Here is a 19,054-nt window from a genome sequence, read left to right as displayed (position 1 = left end):
GCGACGCGGAAATCGCGCGCCGTTGCCGCGCCCCGCAGTGCCCGCTTCCCCCGAGAACAATTATCAGTGCAGGTAGAAGGCCTGTCGATTTTCGAAAAAGGCGGTCATGGTTGGCCCCATCGAGTTAAACGTAGTAGATAGGCCCTTTTCGTGGCGGACCATCAAACGAACGCCGACGCTTGTGCTGTAGCCGCTCCGATCATTCGTAAGTTGCGGTGGAATAGTTCCTAAATTCGACTACTCAAGGCTAAAACCGGAACTATATCACCGCAACTTAGGAGGGAGGGGCGGGGGGGGGTACTAGTTGGGTGCTGCCGTCGGGCTGGGATGGTTTAGGCTCGTTCGCGATGCTTCCATCGTTTACGGCACCAACGCATGAGTGCTTTTACGACCGGGATGGTGATGAGAATTACCCAGGCGGGATGGGGTTGCCCCAGACAGAGCCACATGTAGAGGAACCATGCCTCGGCACTGACCGAATAGACGACATCGATCAGCTTAGATAAGTGGCGTTGGTCGATAAAGTCGCCAAGCGCGTAATAGACGGGAATCAAAAAGACGAGGAAGAGTCCCGTAGCCCATGTGCCGTAGGCAATGCCGAGCACCAGGTAGGCGAGGGTGACGAGCGCGGGGAAGGGGAATTTGTTCCATGTACGTCCGACCTTGGTGTGGAAATGCTTGCCATGATGGTCGAGCTTGTCGTGTGCTTCCTTCCAGCTGGAAAACGTCTCGCCGTCGATGGTGACGGTGCCGTCGTCATTGGTATGCACGCTATGTCCATCGTCCTCAAGCGTATCGACATGCACGCCGTCTGGCCCCACATGCACCTCTTCGCCCTTGCGCTCGTTGGTCACATGGATGCCGTTCCAGCCAACACGGACTTCCTCGCCTTTATTGGGATCAATGACGTGGATGCCGCGCGCGAGGGAAATATCGACAAGTGGTTTGTCGCCGCAATCGGCGTGCTCGGCAGAATCTTCGGCCTCTTTAGCCTCATCCACCGTTTCGGTGCTGCCGTCCTCTGAGCTATCGGCATCGCTAGCCGCTTCCCCATACAACAACTCATCCAGCGACACGCCATACAGCGCGGCGAGCGCAATAAGGTTATCGGTATCGGGCGAGGATTCGCTGCGCTCCCATTTACTGACAGCCTGACGACTCACGCCCAGCTGTGCGGCAAGCGCCTCCTGAGAAAGCCCGGCGGCCTTGCGGCGATCAACGAGCCGCTGCGCCATCGCAAGATCCATGGTGGTTCCTTTCGTTTGATGGTCGAATCGAATGAGCCGAGTATGCCGAGAACAACCGGTAGCGACCACCATTTCTAGTTAGAATCTGCTCCAACCCTACCGCAACTACCGGTAGCAACCCCTAACGACCAGCCATTTCAGGACAAATGTCAGTGCAAGTAGCAGCCAAGAGCCCCCACTCAGTAAATTGCGGTGGAATAGCTTCTAGATTTAGCCATTTGCGGGCTAAGCAGGAACTATTTCACCGCAACTGAATTTCAGACCAGGCACCCGCAGCAAGAAGACGAATTGCCTCGGCGAGTATGTAAACGAAGGACCCTCCGACCCCGCCCGACGATTTCGATTGGCGACCTTTGACGGAGTCAAGGGAGGAGCCAAATCGAAATACGTCGGGCGGGGTCGGAGGGTCCGATGGGATGGATTTCGGCCGAGGCTATTCGTCGCCGAAGCTGATGCCCAACGCCTTGGCCTCGCGCACCAGATCGCTCTGGGGGTCGACAAACTTGAGCTTGCCGGCGACCTCCTCGAGCGGCATGTGGCACATCTTGCCGTCACGCAAGGCAATCATGTAGCCAAACTCGCCACGCAGGCAGCCGAGCGCTGCCTCGACGCCGCACTGGGTCGCAAAGATGCGGTCCTGGGCGTCGGGCTGGCCTCCGCGCTGCGTGTGACCGGGGATGGCGACGCGGGTCTCGCGACCGGTCTTGGCCTCGATCTCCTTGGCGATGTCGTACACGATTGACGGGCTCGTGCGCTCGGCGAGTTTCTTCTTGTACTCCTTCTTGGACAGCGCCGCGTCCTCCTTGGAGATAGCGCCCTCGGCGACGGCCACGATGGTAAAGCGGCTGCCGGTCTCCATGCGATGCTCGATGGTCTTGATGACGTTATCCATGTCGTAGGGGATCTCGGGAATCAGGATGACATCCGCGCCGCCCGCGACGCCGGCGTACAGTGGAATCCAGCCAACCTTGTGGCCCATGATCTCGATAACGAACACGCGCCCATGGCTCGAAGCGGTGGTGTGGATGTCGTCGATGCACTTGGTGGCGACGTCGATGGCGCTCGTAAAGCCAAACGTCAGCTCGGTGCCCCAGGTGTCGTTATCGATGGTCTTGGGCAGGGCGATAACGTTGAGGCCCTCTTCGCGCAGGCGGTTGGCGGTCTTGGTGGAGCCGTTGCCGCCCAGCATAAACAGGCAGTCGAGCTGCAGCTTATGATAGGTGTGGACCATTGCGGGTACCTTCTCGACGCCATCGGCCTCGGGAATATCCAGACGCTTGAACGGCGTGCGGCTCGTGCCCAGGATGGTGCCGCCGCGGGTGAGGATGCCGCTAAAATCGGCGGGCGACATGACGCGGAACCTGCTGTAGATAAGGCCCTGATAGCCGTCCTCAAAGCCATAAATCTCGATAGGCTCTTCGCTATTGGTCATAAGCGTTTTGACAATGCCGCGCATGGTGGCGTTGAGCGCCTGGCAGTCGCCGCCACTAGTAAGAAGACCGATTCTAAGCATGGTGAATCCTTCCGGGCAAGTTATAACATGCGCATAAGTTTACCCCCGCACACTGTTGATACGGGGGTAAAACGTGTTAGCTCAAATGTATGGAAATGTAAGCAACGTCAGGCCAGCGTAAGGACGACGGTGCCAGCTCCTTACAGCGCGAAGGCATCGATGTCGCCCCAGTGGCGGCGCAGCGTGATGGCGGCAGCGGGCTCGGTGTTGTCAAAGACGACCGACCACTGCGTGTTGCTGGTGATGTCTTCCGGATTGGGCTCTTGCGCCGCAGCGCGTAGGGCCTTCCAAGCGACTGCCTCGTTCTGGGCACCGACATGGGCGTCAAGGACATCGGCGATTGCGACGGCGCGCTCTTTACCATGGCCCAGCTCGCCATTCTTTTGGTTGGGCAGCACTTCGTCGCCATAGCAGGCATAGAAGTTCGTAACCTGGCGTACAGGAGTCGCTTTGAAAGCGCGGTCCGGATCGCGCGGATCCCACTCTACTACGCGCGCGTCACCGGCGGCGTCGTTGATAAAGAAGTGGTAATCGCGTCCTGCCATAGCGTGCATGTCGTAGGCGGAAAGCAGGTCGACAGCTTCTTGCGTGGTGGCGGCACGGTCGAGCACCAGGCGGATGGCGAGCGAGGTATTGATGGCGGGGCGTTGCGTGTCCTGGTCACAGGGCTTGGAATCCAGGGTGAGTACGGCAATGGACACGCCGCATTCATTAACACCGTCGAGCTGGGCAAACGGGCCCATCAACGCCGCGGCGCGTCCGGTGATGGAGTCAAGCGGAGTGTTGGCGCCCAGGTTATTGAGGGCGGCAAACCCGATGGAAGCATAGCCGCCGCGTGGGTGATTGCGCACCAGCAGCGCCGAGGTGTCGTCCTTAAAGTCGTAATTGCGACCGGTGCGCACGCGGCCTTCGGCATCTACGGCGACAAAAGCGCTGCAGGCAAACTGGGGCGCCTGGACATGTGCCGGCACACCGGGCAGCACCTGCGCCACCACGGCATCGATGTAGGCCTGGTCGTCGCGCACGCCAGCGGCGATGATGCGATCAAGATCGTAGTCGTAGGCGATGTCGATTGCGTACAGGTCATAGCCATCCGCGTAGCCGGTCAAGTGTTTGAGCGACGCGGCGGACTTGATTTGCTTGTGATAAACGATACCGGTGGCAGCGGCAAGGCCGACGGCGACTCCCGCGACACCGCAGGCGATGGCAATGTTACGTGGCTTCATGACGACTCCTCTCGTCCTGTTAGCGCAATTGTCGCAAAAGGAACGCGGGCATGATGGCTCAAGTTGGTGAGCGGCGCGGAATTAAGCACGGAATGAAGAGTGCGGCGCTGGCGTGGCGGGGTATGCTGGAGGGGACCATCAACCCAGCGAAAGGGGAGAGCATGACGGATCAGGAAACGCCCGAGCGCGCGCACGTGACGGCCGACGATATCGAGGCCGCCAACGACCTTATCGACTTTATCGAGGCATGCCCCAGCATGTTTCATACGGCGGCGACCATTATGGCCGAGCTCGACGAGGCGGGCTTTACCTACCTGCCCGAGAACGCGGCATGGGACATCGAGCCGGGCGGGCGTTATTACACGCAGCGCAACACCTCGAGCGTCGTTGCCTTTAAGGTGGGCGAGGACCTGGCTGCTACGTGGGGCGAGGACGGCGTTGCCGGCGACTATCATTTTCAGCTCACGGCGTCGCACAGCGATTCGCCGACGTTTAAGGTCAAGGCTGTGCCCGAGCTCGACGGCGCAGGCGAGACGCTGCGTCTGAACACCGAGGCCTACGGCGGCATGATCGACTACACCTGGTTCGATCGTCCACTGGCGCTCGCGGGCCGCGTGCTGGTGCGCGAGGGCGACCGTATTGAGAGCCGCCTGCTTGCCACCGAGCGCGAGGTTGCCATTATTCCGAGCCTTGCCATCCATATGAACCGTGGCGTTAACGAGAGCTTTGCTCCCAACCGAGCCGTTGACCTGTGCCCGCTCATCAGCGCCGGTGAACTCAAGCAGGGAGATTTTGACGCTCTGATTGCCGATGAGCTGGACGTTGAGCCCGAGCAAATTTTGGGCCGCGATCTGTTCCTGGTCAATCGTCAGGATGCGCGCATTTGGGGCTGGGCCGACGAGTTTATCTCGACGCCCAAGCTCGACGACCTGGCCTGCGCCTACACCTCGCTGCAGGCATTTTTGGGTGCCGAGAACGCGCGCGACGTTTCGGTCTTCTGCTGCTTCGATAACGAGGAGGTTGGCTCCGAGACCAAGCAAGGAGCCATGTCGACGTTCTTGGCCGACGCGCTGCGCCGCATTAACGGATCACTGGGCTTTGACGACGAGTCGTACCATCGCGCCCTTGCCGCCTCGATGCTCGTGAGCTGCGACAACGCGCATGCCGTGCACCCCAACCACGCCGAGAAGTGCGATGTTCGCAACCAGGTCGTACTCAACGGCGGTATTGTCATCAAGGAAGCCGCCAACCAGCACTACTGCACCGATGCCTTTAGCCGCGCGGTGTTCCAAGCCATCTGCGATGACGCCGACGTGCCCACGCAGGCCTTCGCCAACAAGAGCGATATGGCGGGCGGTTCGACCCTGGGCAACCTGTCGAACATGCAGGCGAGCATGCATGCCGTTGACGTGGGCCTGCCGCAGCTTGCCATGCACTCGAGCTACGAGACCGGCGGCGTGCGCGACGTGATGTACGCCATCCGCGCTCTCACCGCCTTCTACGAGCGCAACCTAACCATCAACGGCGCCGAAAGTGTGGAACTCTAAAATCTGCCAAAAAGGGACAGGTTTACTTTGGCAGGTTTTATTTGGGCAAATGCCGCAATGCCAACAGCTGGACAGAATTGTTATAACACCGCAGGTTGAGCAAACGTCAGCGAGCGATGTCCAGAGCGAACAAGTTGGCATGAAAAAGGCAAGGCATAGACCTTCTGGTCATGCCTCGCCTTTTGAATGACAAATTGTCGCTCTGGGCGGCGCGCAGCGTCGACCGGTCCGCCGTTCGTTAGAACGGCGGAACCCTAATGTTCAATCCAACAGCGCAGGGTCTCGCCGGCTTGCAGGTGACGCAGATTCTCCGCGGCAATGTCGACCACATTGTTGAGCGTGGCTGCCAGGTGGAACCAGCCGGAGACGTGTGGCGTGATGAGCATATTAGGCGCATCCCACAGTGGGCTTGTCTCAGGCAACGGTTCGGGGTCGGTGACGTCGACCGCGGCGCCGGCGAGATGTCCCGACTCCAAGGCGGCAACCAAGTCGTCGGCGACCACAAGGTCGCCGCGGCCGCCGTTGGCAAAGAAGGCGCCCGGTTTCATCGCGGCGAAGAACTCGGCGTTCGCCAGGCCGCGGGTCTCGGGTGTGCTCGGCATAAAAGATGCGACGACGTCTGCCTCCGCCAAGCGCTCAGACAGGGCATCCATGCCGTCCATGTCCTCAAACACAATGGGGTAGACGAGCGGATGGCGCTTGATGCCGCGGACGTGCGCACCCATGCCACGGCAGAGCGTGGCAAAGTGGCCGCCGATATCGCCCGCGCCCAGCACCAGCACGTTGGCGTTTTTGAGCGAGGTAACCGGCCCCAAATCCTTCCAGCGATGCTCACGCTGCAGATCGTGATAGCCGGGCAGACGCTTCATCATAGACAGCACCATGGCAAACATGTGCTCGCTCACAGCCTGGCCGTAGGCGCCCACCGAGCAGGAAAGCTTAGCGTCGGCTGGCACGGTGCCGGCGGCAAGGTAGTCGTCATAGCCGGCGGTCTGCAATTGCAACAGCTGGAGATGCTCGCATGCCGTGAGCATGCCAGGGTCGATGTTGCCCAGGATCACGTCGGCATCGGCGACCTGCTCGCGCGTGGCGGCGTCGGGGCTCGTGTAGATAAAGTCCTCGCCCGGAGCGCTCGACTCAAGAATTGCGCGATGGCGGTCGTTGACGGGCAACAAAACCAGGATGTTCACAAGCAGTCCTCTCCGCTCGACCTGCCAAAAAGGGACAGGTTTATTTTGGCAGGTTTTATCAGGCAAAACGTTCAAATAAAAACGCCGGATGCAAGACGAGCGTACCCGTCAGCATCCGGCGCATCCGCAGCTACCAGCTGAGCAGCTCGTAACCGTCCTCGGTCACCACGAGCTGTACCTCGCACTGGGCCGAGTCGCTGCCGTCCTTGGTGCGCACGCACCAGCCGTCACCCTTGCTAATCTTGATGTCGGGCGCTCCGGCGTTGACCATGGGCTCAATGGTAAAGACCATGCCCGGAGCCATGATGGTGTCCACATCGGGTGCCTCGGTGGTAAAGCCCACAAACGGGTCCTCGTGGAACTCCTTACCGATGCCGTGTCCGCCGTACTCGCGCACCACGCTAAAGCCGGCGTCCTCGACCGTCTTTTGCACGGCCTCGGCCATAACGGACAGCGGCAGCCATGGCTTGACGGCCGCCAGACCCGCCTCCACGCTGGCGCGGGTGACGTCGACCAGGCGCTGGCGCTCGGCAGAGACCTCACCGATGCAGAACATGCGGCTCGAGTCGCTAAAGTAGCCGTCTAGGATTGTGGAACAGTCCACATTGATGATGTCGCCCTCGTGCAGCACATCCGCATCGCAGGGGATACCGTGGCAGACCACGTCGTTGATCGAGGTGCACACGCTCTTGGGGTAGCCCTCGTAGTTGAGGTCGGCCGGCGTACCACCGTGCTCGACGGTGTAGTCGTAGATCATCTGGTCGATCTGATTGGTGGTCATGCCTGCGGCGATGTGCTCGCCTACGTAGTCGAGCACGCCCACGTTGATAGCGGCCGAGCGCTTGATGCCCTCGATATCGACGGGTGTCTTGTAGAGCGTACGGGGCAGAACCTCCCAGCCTTCCTCCCACAGGCGCTCGAGGCGCTCGTCGAAGGCGCTGTGACATTTCTTATATTTTTTGCCGCTGCCGCACCAGCAAGCGTCATTGCGGCCGGGCACGGGTCCGTTGTCAAACATGGCTAACTTCCTTTCATTCGCAGCTAGTATAGCCCACCCACGCGTCCATAAAAGTTGCGGTGATATAGTTCCTATTTAAGCGTTTTAACAGCACAAATAGGAACTATATCACCGCAACTGATGGGGCGGGATGGCGGGCACTAGCTGCTGCGTGGTTTTGCTAGTAGCTCACCTGGCAGGGGATGCCGAGGGCTTGGACGCGCGCGGCGATGGCGTCGAGCACCTCGGGCGCTGCTTTGGCAAGGCCGGCGACTGGTGTCTCGCGCGCCACCGTGTAGATGGTCGCTTCTTGTGGGCGAATGCGCTCAAGCGCCGCGAGCCAGGGGGCGACGTACTCCTCGCCGGTGTTGTCGATGAGCTTGCCCTGATACTCGCCGTTCAAAAAGATCGTCTGGATAATAACGTGACCGTCAAAGCTTGCGAACGTCTCGATCTGGTGCTCGACGTCGTAGGGGCCAACGGGCTGGTCGAGCAGCTGGATAAATGCCGGGTCGACGGTATCGAGCTTAAGAATGTTGTCGTCGACCATCATGAGCGCGTCGTGCACCTCGGGGCGGTCGGCGCGCGTGCCGTTGGAAAGCACGGCAATCTTGGTGTTTGGGGCAAGCTCGTCGCGCAGCGCGACAGCGCCGGCGATGGCCTGCGGAAACTCCGGTGCGGCGGTGGGCTCGCCGTTGCCTGCGAAGGTGATCACATCGGGGAGCTCGCCCTCGGTTGCCATCTCGCGCAGCTTTGCCTCGAGCGCGTCGAGTACCACGGCAGCTGTGTTGTACGGCTCGTGACAGGGGCGCTCGGCGTTGAGGCCGTTTTCGCAGTAAATGCAGTCGAACGTGCAGATTTTGCCGCTGGCCGGCATCATGTTGACGCCGAGCGAGAGACCAAGGCGACGGCTGCGAACGGGCCCAAAGATGGGGCTGGCATTCAAAAACGTAGACATAGGCATATGCTCCTCAAGACAATTGTGCCTAAGCATAGCATCGGCTCCAAAGCAGGGTGCAGGCTCTTGCTTTACAAGTTTCGTTTTTTCACGTCGCTCATTATGCCGTGTCATGAAAAGCCTCGGGTCGGGTAAAGTTAATCTGTTAACAAGGCGTAAAGAAATGCGGGTCTATCCAGCCGTACTGACGCGCAGCTGGATGGGCGTTGATGATGGGGGCACAACATGGATTTTACGGTCGAGAATGCGGGCACCACGATTGCCTGTCGCGAATATGCCGGCCCGGATGTGTCGCCTGATACTCCTGCCTTGGTGTGCGTGCACGGCGCTTGTGTCGACGGCACATTTTTCGACGGCATCGCATGTGAGCTCAGTCACAACTACCGCGTAATTGCCTACGACCGCCGCGGCTGTGGCGGCAGCAGCGAAGCGGCAGACGGCAGCTATGATCTTGCCGCTCAGGCCGCCGACCTGCAGGCCGTGATCGAACACGTTGGCGCTCCGACAAATGTGCTTGCGCACAGCGCCGGTACGTTGGTGGCGCTGGAGCTTCTTCGCACCGAACCCCATCTCGTCGCCCGTGCGATTCTGCATGAGCCGGCTGTGTCGGCCGAAGGCGTCGGCATGGGCGCAGCTCCGATTTTGCTCGATATGATTGCGGCTGGAAAGGTTTCAAGGGCGCTTCGGCTTTTCTTGGGAGCTCTCGGCGACTTGGACCCCGAGGCTCCTGGGACGACCGAAGCGGAAGCCAAGCATGCCCTGCGCAATGGTCGTTGCTTTATGGCCAATGAATACGGAACAAATATGACATATGCTCCCGACTGGGAGCGCGCCCGCGAATCAAAGGCGGTGTCGGCTGTGTTTTTGGGCGAGCTTTCGGTCGGTACACCCCGCGAGGCTGGTACGCGAGCGGCTGCCGAATATCTCGATTGCCCCCTTGTGACGATCCCGGGCGCGCATAACGGTTTGCGCGATCGCCCCGTTACGGCGGCAAACGCCGTTCACGATGTCTTGGAGCGTTAGCACGCTCGATGACCTGCGGGGAGGGGGACTGTTGGCGTTTCGTCATTGTTAACGAATGCGCCAATAACCACGCGCCCGCGGTTCCATTACCACCGTTTGCCAGGTCATAAAAATGTAACAGCATTCATGTGCTTACCTGCATCGGCAAGGTGTTACCCTTGTAGCATTTGGAACCCACCGCTACCATGCGAAACTATCGAAAGGGCCCCATATGCTCAATAATCACGAGGTCAATCTAACCGACGAGGAGGCTGCCGCTGAGGTCGCCCGCGTCGCGAAGACCTACCCCGTGGTGCGTTTGCTGTCGGCCGATCAGATTAAGAGCGAGCCTAACTGCCTGCTCGCCGGCGATCGCTGCCCTTGTCTGCGTCAGTTGAGTCTTGAGGCTTTGGCAGACTCCGATGAGGTGTCGGAGCAACTGCTCAACGATGGTGTTGAGTACCGCGCTCGCCTACGCCCTCTAAAGGTCGAGGGTGAGCCTCGTGTCTTGCTGATGGTGCGTCCGATCGATGAACAAGAGGCTGCAGAAGAGGACCTTGTCTACACCGACGTGCTGACGAGTGTGCGCAATCGCCGATATTACGAGGAAAAGCTCCGTAGCGCCCGCATGAAGGCCGGCGTTGCGGTGATCGACCTTGACGATTTTAGGGTCTTCAACGATACGTGTGGCCGTCATGCCGGCGACCTTGCGCTCGGTGCCGTGGCGACAGCCATACGCAGCGGTATTCGTTCGACTGACGAACTTGTGCGCTATGGCTGCGACAAGTTTGTGGCCGTCATGCCCGATATTCCCTCCGATGACTTCGCCCGTCGCCTGCGTCAGGTATCCGATGCCGTTCGTTCCGCGTTTATTCCGGGCCATGAGCACGTGAGCTTGACGGCATGTGTTGGTGGCGTTCGCATTCATGGCGAGACGGTTGATGAGGGCGTTGGCCGCGCTGTCCAGTTACTGAGCCGTACTAAGGCAAAAGCCGGTACGGTCGTGACCGATGGCGATTTCATCGAGGCCTTCCAAAGCGAAAAGCCTTTGGTGCTTATCGTCGATGACTCCGAGATGAACCGAGCCATTCTCAACGAGATGCTCAAGGACGAGTATTGCATCCTCGAGGCCGACAACGGTCGTACGGCGCTCGATATGGTCGACCGCTATGGCGATGAGTTGTCACTCGTGCTGCTGGACATTGTCATGCCGGGCGTGAGCGGCTTTGAGGTGCTGGCCGATCTGTCGCGCCGATCGGTTGTTGACAATCTGCCTGTCATCATGATCTCGAGCGAAGATTCCGACGATGTGGTTCTGCGCGCGTACGAGCTGGGCGCCTCGGACTATATCAGCCGCCCGTTTGACTCCCGTGTCGTGCGCCGCCGTGTAAGCAACACCATCCGCCTATACGCCAAGCAGCGCCGCCTGACGAGCCTGCTGTCCCAGCAGTACAACGAGCGCGTCAAGAACAGTCGCATGCTCATTGACATCATGGCCGGTGTCATGGAACTTCGCAATGGCGAGAGTGGCAGGCACGTTACGAATATCGAAAAGCTGACCGAGCTGCTGCTTGGCTGTCTAGTCCAGCGTAGCGACACCATTTCCCTCGACAACGAGGAACGCTCCACGATTGCCCTGGCTTCGGCGCTGCACGATATCGGCAAGATGGCGATTGACGATGCGATTCTCAACAAACCCGGACGCCTTACGTCCGAGGAGTTCGAGATTATGAAGACGCATACCACGATCGGCGCCGACATGTTGCTTGAGCTGGGTTGCCATCACGTCGGCAATGCGCTTATGGAATATGCGTACCAAATTGCGCGTTGGCACCACGAGCGCTGGGACGGCAAGGGCTATCCCGATGGCCTTAAGGGCGACGATATTCCCATTGCCGCGCAGGTGGTCTCGGTGGCCGACGTGTACGATGCTCTGACGAGCGTGCGTGTGTACAAGGACGCTATTCCGCACAAGGAGGCGATCCAGATGATCCTGGACGGTAAGTGCGGCACCTTTAACCCGCTGTTGCTCGACTGTCTGCTCGAGGTGCAAGACCGTATTGCCGAGACGTTGGCACGCCCCGCCGACGTTGTCGCGTTTCCCACGATTTAGTTTGACCTAAGGAGTTTTAATCCATGATTTCCATGCGTGAGGCGTATGAGAAGATCGGCGCTAATTATGATGACGCGTGCGCTCGGCTGATGGGCGAGGAAATGCTTGCCCGCTTTGCCCTCAAGTTTTTGGATGACGAGAGCATGGACAAGCTGGAGGCCGCCATGGCGGCAGGAGACGCCGAAGGTGCGTTTATGGCAGCGCACACGCTCAAGGGCGTGAGCCAGAACCTGGGATTCGATAATCTGTACGAGCCGGCGGTCGTGGTGACCGAAGCACTGCGCGGCGCCGATGCCGTTGACGGCGCTCGCGAGGGAATGCATGCGTTGCAGCAGCAATATGCGGCAACGATGTCGGCTCTGCGCGAGGCGGCTGAATAAGAGCTTGCGGGCCTTGATGACTATGAGAGTGGATAATCTCCCGTTTTAGGCCCGGTGGCGGCCTCAAAGTGGGAGATTATCCACTCTCGTTCGATATATGTCCAAAAATCCACGCTCACTCCTCCGGGTTACTAAATGGCCTATGCGCACTGGCGGGGCTTTCCGCATGCAATCAATATCGTTGTTCGATAAACTGTTCGAATAACGATAGAGTCGATGAGGGTGAGTGTATGTCTAACAGCGTTCAGCGTATGGCCAAAGCGGGCGAAAATATCAGGAAGCTTGGCTTTTGCATGGCAGCCGTTTTTGCAGGGATGCTCGTCGCTTTTGCCGCGTTGGTTGTTTACGTGATCTGGTATGCGGTTGCAAACGTTGCCTCTGTCGATTCTTTCGGCGTCGTGACGCTTCTCGATGGCGGGTGCATCGTTATCCCAAGCGGACTGTGCCTGGCACTCGTCGTGGGTATTTCGCTTGTCGTTCTGTGTGGGATCAGCCGTAACATCTCGCGAGGCGTCTCGCCCTTTACCAAGACGCATGTGCGGCTTATCCGTGTTCTTGCGCTTGCCTTTGCTGTTAACGCCGCGGTTTCGCTTATTGGTGCCTACGGATCGGTCAATCTTACCATTGGTGGGCTGGAGCTTTACGTCGTGCCTCATTCCTTCGTTATTGAGATTTGCCAAGGCGTTGCCTTTGATGCGGGGTCGCTTATCGGCGCGGCTGTCTGTCTGTGTATCTCGGTGATCTGGAGTTATGCCTCGCTGCTCCAAGAGCAGTCTGACGAGCTTGTGTAGGAGGAAGCATGAGCTATCTCATCATCGAGCTTGAGACGCAGCTACTTAAGACCGGAAAGACCAGTGCTGATCTGATTCGTGCCACGGGGCATACTCCGGCTAATATTTCTAAGCTAAGAAACGGAAAAATTAAAGCTATTCGCCTTAAGACGCTTCTCGATATTTGCGATGAACTTGACTGTCAACCGGGAGATATTATTCGGCGGGTGAGTGAGAAAGAGCTTGAGGAGCTTATTGTTGAGCGTGCAAAAAATGTCGTGAGGCAGATGCGGAATGGTGGAGGCAATGAGGCGTCGCTTCCAACATCAGTCTTTGCTGTAGATTTGAGCGACGAGTAGCATATAGCGAGCAGCTAAAACGAGATATTGGTGTGATGGGGCCCGTGTCTAGCGCGGGCCCCATCTCTTTAGATTATCTTGACAAATATAAGTTATCGATAAACAATAACACAAAGTAAAAGCGATAATAGAAAGGAGGAACGATATGAGCTGGATTGTCAAACCGAGTTATGTGGACCCCGGTGGTGGGTGCAACGGTTACTGCAAGACATTCTGTGGAGCACGCACTTGCGTCAATAACTGCAGCAAAAACTTCTGTTTAGTTAATCTCTAGCAGTTGCGGCTGCTGCCAGGCGACAGTCTGGCAGCAGCGGTTTTGCTATCAAGCAGAACGGGAGGCCAATGAGTGCATCAGCGATAAAGCTATCAAAGGTGTCAAAGCGCTACGGGAAACGGCGCGTTTTGCATGACGTTTCCTTCGAGGTGCATCAGTCTGAGCTCTGTGCCCTTGTCGGTGCAAACGGTGCGGGCAAAAGCACGCTTATTAAAATCGTATTGGGCCTCTGCGAGCCATCGTCGGGGAGCGTGGAGCTCTTTGGAGGCAAATCAAAGAGAGAGCTTAGCCTGATGCGGACGCGTGTCGGCTATGTGCCAGATTCCAGCGGAGCATACCAGTCCCTCAGTGCGGTTGAGAATCTTCGGATCCGATGTGCGGAATGGGGGCTTGATGAGAAACGTGAGGTTCCTCGCGTTTTGAGTCTAGTTGGACTGGACGTCGAAGAGAAAAAGAGCGTAAGCAGTTTTTCTCTGGGAATGAAACGGCGGCTGGATATAGCTACGGCTTTGTTGGGTGACACTGACCTGCTTATTTTTGATGAGCCAGCAAACGGTTTGGACCCGCTGGGCATCGAGAGTATATGGGCCCTTATCGGTCGATTGAATCGAGAACAGGGTAAGACCATGCTCATCTCTAGCCATGATTTGGATGAGTTGGCATCAGTTGCAACAAGTTGCGTGTTTATTCATGACGGCGAACTGCTGAAAAAGGAATCGATGGACGTCATAAGGGATGAGGCGTCGTCCCTAAAAGAGTATTACAGGCGCTTGATGAAGGCGGTCTCGCTATGAAGCGGGCGATCCATCCCATAAAGGCAGATATGATGCGTTTGCACAGGATGTTTCCGGCGAAGTTTGGTCTTGCGCTTATTCTGGCGTTCGGCCTTCTCTTCGGTGTCTTTCTAAAAAACGGAACAACGTTGCTCGCCTTTGGCAATAGCGTTTTTGGGGAGGATATTGGTTTCTGCTGGAATGTAATCGATCCTTCTGCACCCGATGAGTTCCTTGTGCGCAGTGCTTTTGCCGGCACGTCTCTGTTCGTTCAGCTCATCGTTTGCTTGGCGATTTTACAGGAGCGCGGCTATGAAGAGGGACACCGAATTTCTTCAGCAAGAGGTCTTACCCGCTTTAATGGGGTCCTAGCACATGTGCTTTCGTCTGCTTTAATAATTGGCGCAGCATATAGTGCGCTTTGCCTTCTTCTTTTTGCAATAGCGATAACACGTGGAGGGCAAAACTATGCGCATAGCATGCTGGCTGCATTTTTGCCCGCAATGATAATCAACGCCGTATTGGTGATATCGGTTGCGTTGGAGACGGTAACCATCTATCGGATTACAAGCAGCGCTGTATTTAGCGGGGCTGTGATAATAATCGGATTTGTCATGAGCTTGACGCTCTACGGAACTTACCTTCAGGCGCCCATACCGTCCTTGCGATGGATTTTCCTTCTTCCGGGGCCGTATCTTGGAGTCGGAAGTGCTCTTGGGTATAGCGATATGGGGCAGCTGACGCTTCTGGGATATGGCGTGGCAGCCAGCTGTCTATCGGTATTGATTTACGCTCTCGTGAGCTTTCGCGCTGGGGGTGTGTTCAATGGCTCGTCAGATTAAAAGACTTCTCCAGTCAGAATGGAAGCATGCGAGCAAATGGGCGTACGCCTTAATCCTGGTAATTTATGCGTGCATGGTGGTATTGCAGCTTAATTCTTTCCCGATGTGGTTCTGTAGCCTCCGTGAGAACAGTTTCTTGGGCTTTTTCCCAGACCCGACGCTTCGGCTATCGGCAGAGGATGTCCTTCTATTTGGTAATGCAGGGGTTTTTCGCGGTCTGCTTTTCAACGTAGCCCCGTTGGCTCATGCATTGTTCTTTCCGTTCATCGCAGCTTGCATTGTGCCGCGCTTTGTCAGTTCGGGCTTTATTGAGGAACCGTGGGGGTTGTCGGAGGCTCGGGGAGGGAAGCGTGTGTGCGCTATCGTTGCTCGAGTGGTGCTGTCTTCTTTTGCCCTTTTGGACGCGTTTATCCTGTCGAGTGTCGTTTTGTACTGTCTTAACTGCGTAATCGTTCTGGATGCTCAGCAGTATTTCAACATGCATGTATTTTGCTATCGACTTGTTCTTGCTGCCGCTGCCTGCCTTGCATACGTGGTCTCTTGCGTGATCGCTGTTTCCTATTTTGGGTCCGGCTTCGGTCCGATTGGCATGCTGTTGCTTGTCAACGTTGTAGCGATCTACATACAGATCGGGGCCAATTCCATGCTTCCGCTTCCAGCCTCGATGCTCATGTGGATTTGTGGCGTGACCCCGTTGGGGAATAGTCAATGCATTTCGATTCTAATTGACTGCCTAATAAACGTAGCAAGCGTTTTTGCCATTTGCTTTACCGTCGACCGATTGCGGTCGAGATTTCTTTGATTGCTTGTGAGGGATAAACATATGAGACCGTCTCAATACAACCTGATTGAAAACCGTGGCGAAAGGACGCTGGTGATGAATGCGAAGACCGGTGCGATCCTTTCGTTAGATAAGCAGCATGCAGAAAGAATGTGCCGCATGGTATCGGGAAGCGAATGGGAGCCAGATGAATTGTGCGAAGCGTTGCTTCAAGGAGGGATGCTGTTAGAAGATGATCGTGACGAAAAGGAGGAAATGAAGGCGATAGGCCGTCTTGTTCGGTTTTCTGATCGCTCTCTCGGCATGACGATAGCCCCGACATTGGAGTGCAACTTCTGTTGCCCATACTGTTATGAAAAGGGGCAACGCAAAACGACAATGACTCTGGAGGTCGAAGACTGACTTGTTTCATTCGTGAAAGATCGTTCACGGGGGCTGAGCGAGTTTGACATCAGTTGGTATGGTGGAGAGCCGCTGCTACAAGTCGATAGAATTCAGCGACTCACAGAGCGTATAAAGGGGGTCCTTAATCCGGAGTGTTCCTATGCAGCATCCATTGTCACAAATGGGTATCTTCTGACGCCAGAAGTGGCTGCGGCTCTCGCGGCTTGTGACGTCAAGATGGCTCAGGTGACTTTGGACGGTTCTCGACAAGATCATGATTCCCGGCGAATCTTGCGGAACGGACAGCCGACATACGATGCGATTCTAGACAACGTTTCTAAAGTCACCCATCTGTTAGATATTTCTATCAGGTGCAATGTCGATGCCCATAACATTGTCGGTGCCGGCGATTTGCTGGATGCGCTCGAGGAAAAGGGCCTTAAAAACAAGGTGGGATTCTACCTAGCGCCTGTCGACAATATCAATGATACGTGCCCAAGCGACAGTAGTTGTTTTTCGATGGAGGCATTTTCTCAGGAAGAGCTGGACTTTTATAGCCATGCCGTTGATAGGGGGTTCTACGTTGACCTGACGGTGCGCTTTAATCCGGCTATATGTGGCGCTGTTTGTGCAGGGTCATTTGTAGTGGATCCGGAGGGCTACCTTTATAAATGTTGGGATGAAATCGGGATGCGTGAACGCTCCGTCGGCACACTTGCCGAAGGGCCGAGGATGAATGCTCAGCTTGTCCAATGGCTAAACTATGAGCCGAGCGATCATGAGTGTGAAGAGTGTTTTGCCTATCCCTCATGCATGGGAGGTTGCCCTAATCACGCTCTTCATGGAGGGTCAAAACAGTGCGTATCTCAAAGGTATCAGGTGCGCCAACGAATGATTTTGACCGAGAAAGCTCAGCGATTGCTTTCGGAACTGGATTCAGCTCATGTTTAATCTCTGCGCAAGAACAATAATCAAGAATCCAAAGTATATAACCTATCTTCTAATGTGCCTGCTCTCGCTTGTGGTTGGTCTCGCAATTCCTTTTCTGACGGGGCAACTGGTCAACAACTTTGTCGGTGTCGCGCGAGATGGGGAAAGCGCAATCGCCATCGGCGCTGAGATAGCAGCGCTGGGTATTGTGCGAGCCGGTTTGAATTGCGTCAGTGAGCTGGTCTATGTCGATCTGCAAACACATGTGGGATTTGCATTGAATGAAGAGGTGATAAGTCACGTTCAAAGGCTACCACGGGCCTTCTTTTCTAATTTTGATGCCTCATATTACAACCAACAGATTAATCATGACGCTAACGATTTGGTGATATTTGTTATAAACGCAAGTGTCCAAAGCGTGAGCAATATAGTGACGTTGCTTGTGGTGTTTGTTGTCCTGGCGACCATAAACGGTCACCTGGCAATGCTGTGTATGGCTCTGGGCATAATAGGTGGCGCGGTCTATTCGCTTTTCAAAAAGTGTTTGTTCGCAAGAAGTTTCGAGGCTCAAGAGCAGGAGGCTCGATTCTTTTCCGATCTGGAGAAGCAGCTTAGCAACGCACAATTTATCCGCAGACATGTTCTATTCGAGGTTTTCAAGCAAAGGCTTGAGCACTCTTTTGCAGAGCTATATCGTTTCGTTTATCAGAACCAGCAAATTAATGCGACCTTTACGTTTGCCAACACTGCCGTCACATCTTTGGCACAGGGTGGAATCTTGATCCTGGGCGCAAAGGAAGTTCTCGACGGCAATTTGCTGCCCGGCTATCTTATGACGGCGCTAAGCTATTACTCCTATTATTCTTCGGCTATTGAATTCTTCCTTGCGCTGGGCAAGGACTATCAAACGTCAAAGGTATCCTACGAGCGTTTGCGGCGCTTGCTGGACATGCCCGAGGACTCAAACGGGGACATTATCCTCGATGATGTTTACGAGGTGAACTGTTCCGAGCTGGCATATAGCTATCCGGGGTCTGTAAAGACCGCGTTCGGAGACATTCGGGCTTCTTTAGAAAAAGGAAAGGTATACGCAATCGTTGGGTCGAACGGTTCCGGTAAGAGCACGCTGCTGGATGTGATAAGCGGTTGCGATCCAGAAAACTGCAAGGGTGATATTTGGATTAACAGCAAGCCCCTGAGCTCTCTGGACCGTTATGCGCTGCGAAAGCGCAATATCGGGATTACGGAGCAGGAGCCGCCCCTGACCGAAGGGTCGATACGGGACAATTTAACTCTTTGCTGCAGAAGCGCTGAAGAGCGTGACCTTGAGAGCCTCATTGAGAGAATGGGGCTTAAAAAGATGGTCGATTCAAGTGGTGGACTTGATGTCGAGCTGGACGATAGGCAGAACAATATTTCAGGAGGGGAAAAACAGAAAATAGCGATTATTCGCCAGCTGCTGAAAAACCCGGACGTGATGATGTTTGATGAGCCGACATCTGCACTTGACAGCCAAAGCAAGCAGGCGTTTATCGAAATCCTTAAGGAAAGAAAGGGGCGACATATCACGGTCATCGCTACGCACGACCCTGTGCTTATTTCGGCATGCGATGAAGTGATTGAAATTGCCTGACGGGTTAGTGGACCGCGCATATCAAATTCAGGGGGGCGGGCACCGTAGCTGGTGTCCGCCCATTACAGTCTGAAGTGGGCCACCGATAAATTTCGATGGCGAGCATTCGGCGCATTGCCTACGATACGGGCAAGC

18 protein-coding genes are annotated in these 19,054 nt (G+C 56.2%); 12 read left to right on the top strand and 6 right to left on the bottom strand.

What is annotated here, in order from left to right; all coding sequences use genetic code 11:
- Window positions 1–332 precede the first annotated feature (332 nt).
- From PMX60_RS10060 to PMX60_RS10050, 3 genes are all read right to left on the bottom strand, one after another.
- Window positions 333–1,247, bottom strand: coding sequence for a helix-turn-helix domain-containing protein (locus PMX60_RS10060; RefSeq protein ID WP_271747807.1), 915 nt, complete (start codon window positions 1,245–1,247; stop codon window positions 333–335).
- 433 nt (window positions 1,248–1,680) lie between these two features.
- On the bottom strand, window positions 1,681–2,760 hold the full coding sequence (locus PMX60_RS10055; RefSeq protein WP_271747806.1) for a 6-phosphofructokinase: 1,080 nt from the start codon (window positions 2,758–2,760) through the stop codon (window positions 1,681–1,683).
- A gap of 140 nt (window positions 2,761–2,900) precedes the next feature.
- Window positions 2,901–3,986: a carcinine hydrolase/isopenicillin-N N-acyltransferase family protein gene (locus PMX60_RS10050; protein ID WP_271747805.1), complete on the bottom strand. Its 1,086-nt coding sequence runs from the start codon at window positions 3,984–3,986 to the stop codon at window positions 2,901–2,903.
- A 161-nt stretch (window positions 3,987–4,147) separates the two neighbouring features.
- On the opposite strand from PMX60_RS10050, the gene PMX60_RS10045 reads away from it, so the two are divergent.
- Window positions 4,148–5,533 (top strand): M18 family aminopeptidase, encoded by a 1,386-nt coding sequence (locus PMX60_RS10045; protein WP_271747804.1) that lies wholly within the window; start codon window positions 4,148–4,150, stop codon window positions 5,531–5,533.
- A 254-nt stretch (window positions 5,534–5,787) separates the two neighbouring features.
- Here PMX60_RS10045 and PMX60_RS10040 read toward each other — a convergent pair whose 3' ends face one another.
- The 3 genes from PMX60_RS10040 to PMX60_RS10030 all read right to left on the bottom strand — a co-directional run bounded on the left by PMX60_RS10040 (window position 5,788) and on the right by PMX60_RS10030 (window position 8,678).
- On the bottom strand, window positions 5,788–6,723 hold the full coding sequence (locus tag PMX60_RS10040; protein ID WP_271747803.1) for a D-2-hydroxyacid dehydrogenase: 936 nt from the start codon (window positions 6,721–6,723) through the stop codon (window positions 5,788–5,790).
- 130 nt (window positions 6,724–6,853) lie between these two features.
- Entirely contained in the window at window positions 6,854–7,741 is an 888-nt protein-coding gene (gene map, locus PMX60_RS10035) for a type I methionyl aminopeptidase (RefSeq protein ID WP_271747802.1), read from the bottom strand.
- A 160-nt stretch (window positions 7,742–7,901) separates the two neighbouring features.
- On the bottom strand, window positions 7,902–8,678 hold the full coding sequence (locus PMX60_RS10030; RefSeq protein ID WP_271747801.1) for a radical SAM protein: 777 nt from the start codon (window positions 8,676–8,678) through the stop codon (window positions 7,902–7,904).
- Between the two features lie 225 nt (window positions 8,679–8,903).
- Between PMX60_RS10030 and PMX60_RS10025 the strand changes: the two genes are divergently transcribed.
- From PMX60_RS10025 to PMX60_RS09975, 11 genes are all read left to right on the top strand, one after another.
- Window positions 8,904–9,701, top strand: coding sequence for an alpha/beta fold hydrolase (locus PMX60_RS10025; RefSeq protein ID WP_271747800.1), 798 nt, complete (start codon window positions 8,904–8,906; stop codon window positions 9,699–9,701).
- 211 nt (window positions 9,702–9,912) lie between these two features.
- Window positions 9,913–11,793, top strand: coding sequence for a diguanylate cyclase (locus PMX60_RS10020; protein ID WP_271747799.1), 1,881 nt, complete (start codon window positions 9,913–9,915; stop codon window positions 11,791–11,793).
- Window positions 11,794–11,816: 23 nt separating this feature from the next.
- Entirely contained in the window at window positions 11,817–12,173 is a 357-nt protein-coding gene (locus PMX60_RS10015) for an Hpt domain-containing protein (protein ID WP_055286833.1), read from the top strand.
- Window positions 12,174–12,403: 230 nt separating this feature from the next.
- Window positions 12,404–12,964: a hypothetical protein gene (locus PMX60_RS10010; protein ID WP_117798465.1), complete on the top strand. Its 561-nt coding sequence runs from the start codon at window positions 12,404–12,406 to the stop codon at window positions 12,962–12,964.
- 8 nt (window positions 12,965–12,972) lie between these two features.
- A complete protein-coding gene (locus PMX60_RS10005) occupies window positions 12,973–13,302 on the top strand; it encodes a helix-turn-helix domain-containing protein (RefSeq protein ID WP_117798466.1) in 330 nt (109 codons plus the stop codon).
- A gap of 342 nt (window positions 13,303–13,644) precedes the next feature.
- Window positions 13,645–14,370: an ABC transporter ATP-binding protein gene (locus tag PMX60_RS10000; RefSeq protein ID WP_271747798.1), complete on the top strand. Its 726-nt coding sequence runs from the start codon at window positions 13,645–13,647 to the stop codon at window positions 14,368–14,370.
- Window positions 14,367–15,191 (top strand): hypothetical protein, encoded by an 825-nt coding sequence (locus PMX60_RS09995; protein ID WP_271747797.1) that lies wholly within the window; start codon window positions 14,367–14,369, stop codon window positions 15,189–15,191. Before PMX60_RS10000 ends, PMX60_RS09995 begins: the two co-directional genes overlap by 4 nt.
- The gene (locus PMX60_RS09990; RefSeq protein WP_271747795.1) at window positions 15,175–15,993 is read left to right on the top strand and encodes a hypothetical protein; all 819 of its coding nucleotides are present in this window, start codon (window positions 15,175–15,177) and stop codon (window positions 15,991–15,993) included. The genes PMX60_RS09995 and PMX60_RS09990 overlap by 17 nt, the downstream gene beginning before the upstream one ends.
- 21 nt (window positions 15,994–16,014) lie before the next feature.
- A complete protein-coding gene (locus tag PMX60_RS09985; protein WP_271747793.1) occupies window positions 16,015–16,374 on the top strand; it encodes a hypothetical protein in 360 nt (119 codons plus the stop codon).
- A gap of 12 nt (window positions 16,375–16,386) precedes the next feature.
- Window positions 16,387–17,307, top strand: a complete 921-nt coding sequence (locus tag PMX60_RS09980) for a radical SAM/SPASM domain-containing protein (RefSeq protein ID WP_271747792.1) — start codon at window positions 16,387–16,389, stop codon at window positions 17,305–17,307.
- Window positions 17,300–18,919, top strand: a complete 1,620-nt coding sequence (locus tag PMX60_RS09975; protein WP_271747791.1) for an ATP-binding cassette domain-containing protein — start codon at window positions 17,300–17,302, stop codon at window positions 18,917–18,919. Before PMX60_RS09980 ends, PMX60_RS09975 begins: the two co-directional genes overlap by 8 nt.
- Window positions 18,920–19,054 lie beyond the last annotated feature (135 nt).

The organism is Collinsella aerofaciens (assembly GCF_028206995.1).
In the GTDB taxonomy this organism is placed as follows: Bacteria; Actinomycetota; Coriobacteriia; order Coriobacteriales; family Coriobacteriaceae; genus Collinsella; species Collinsella aerofaciens_AQ.
Note: the sequence above shows the minus strand (reverse complement) of the source record. Positions and strands in the feature narration are given on the sequence as shown.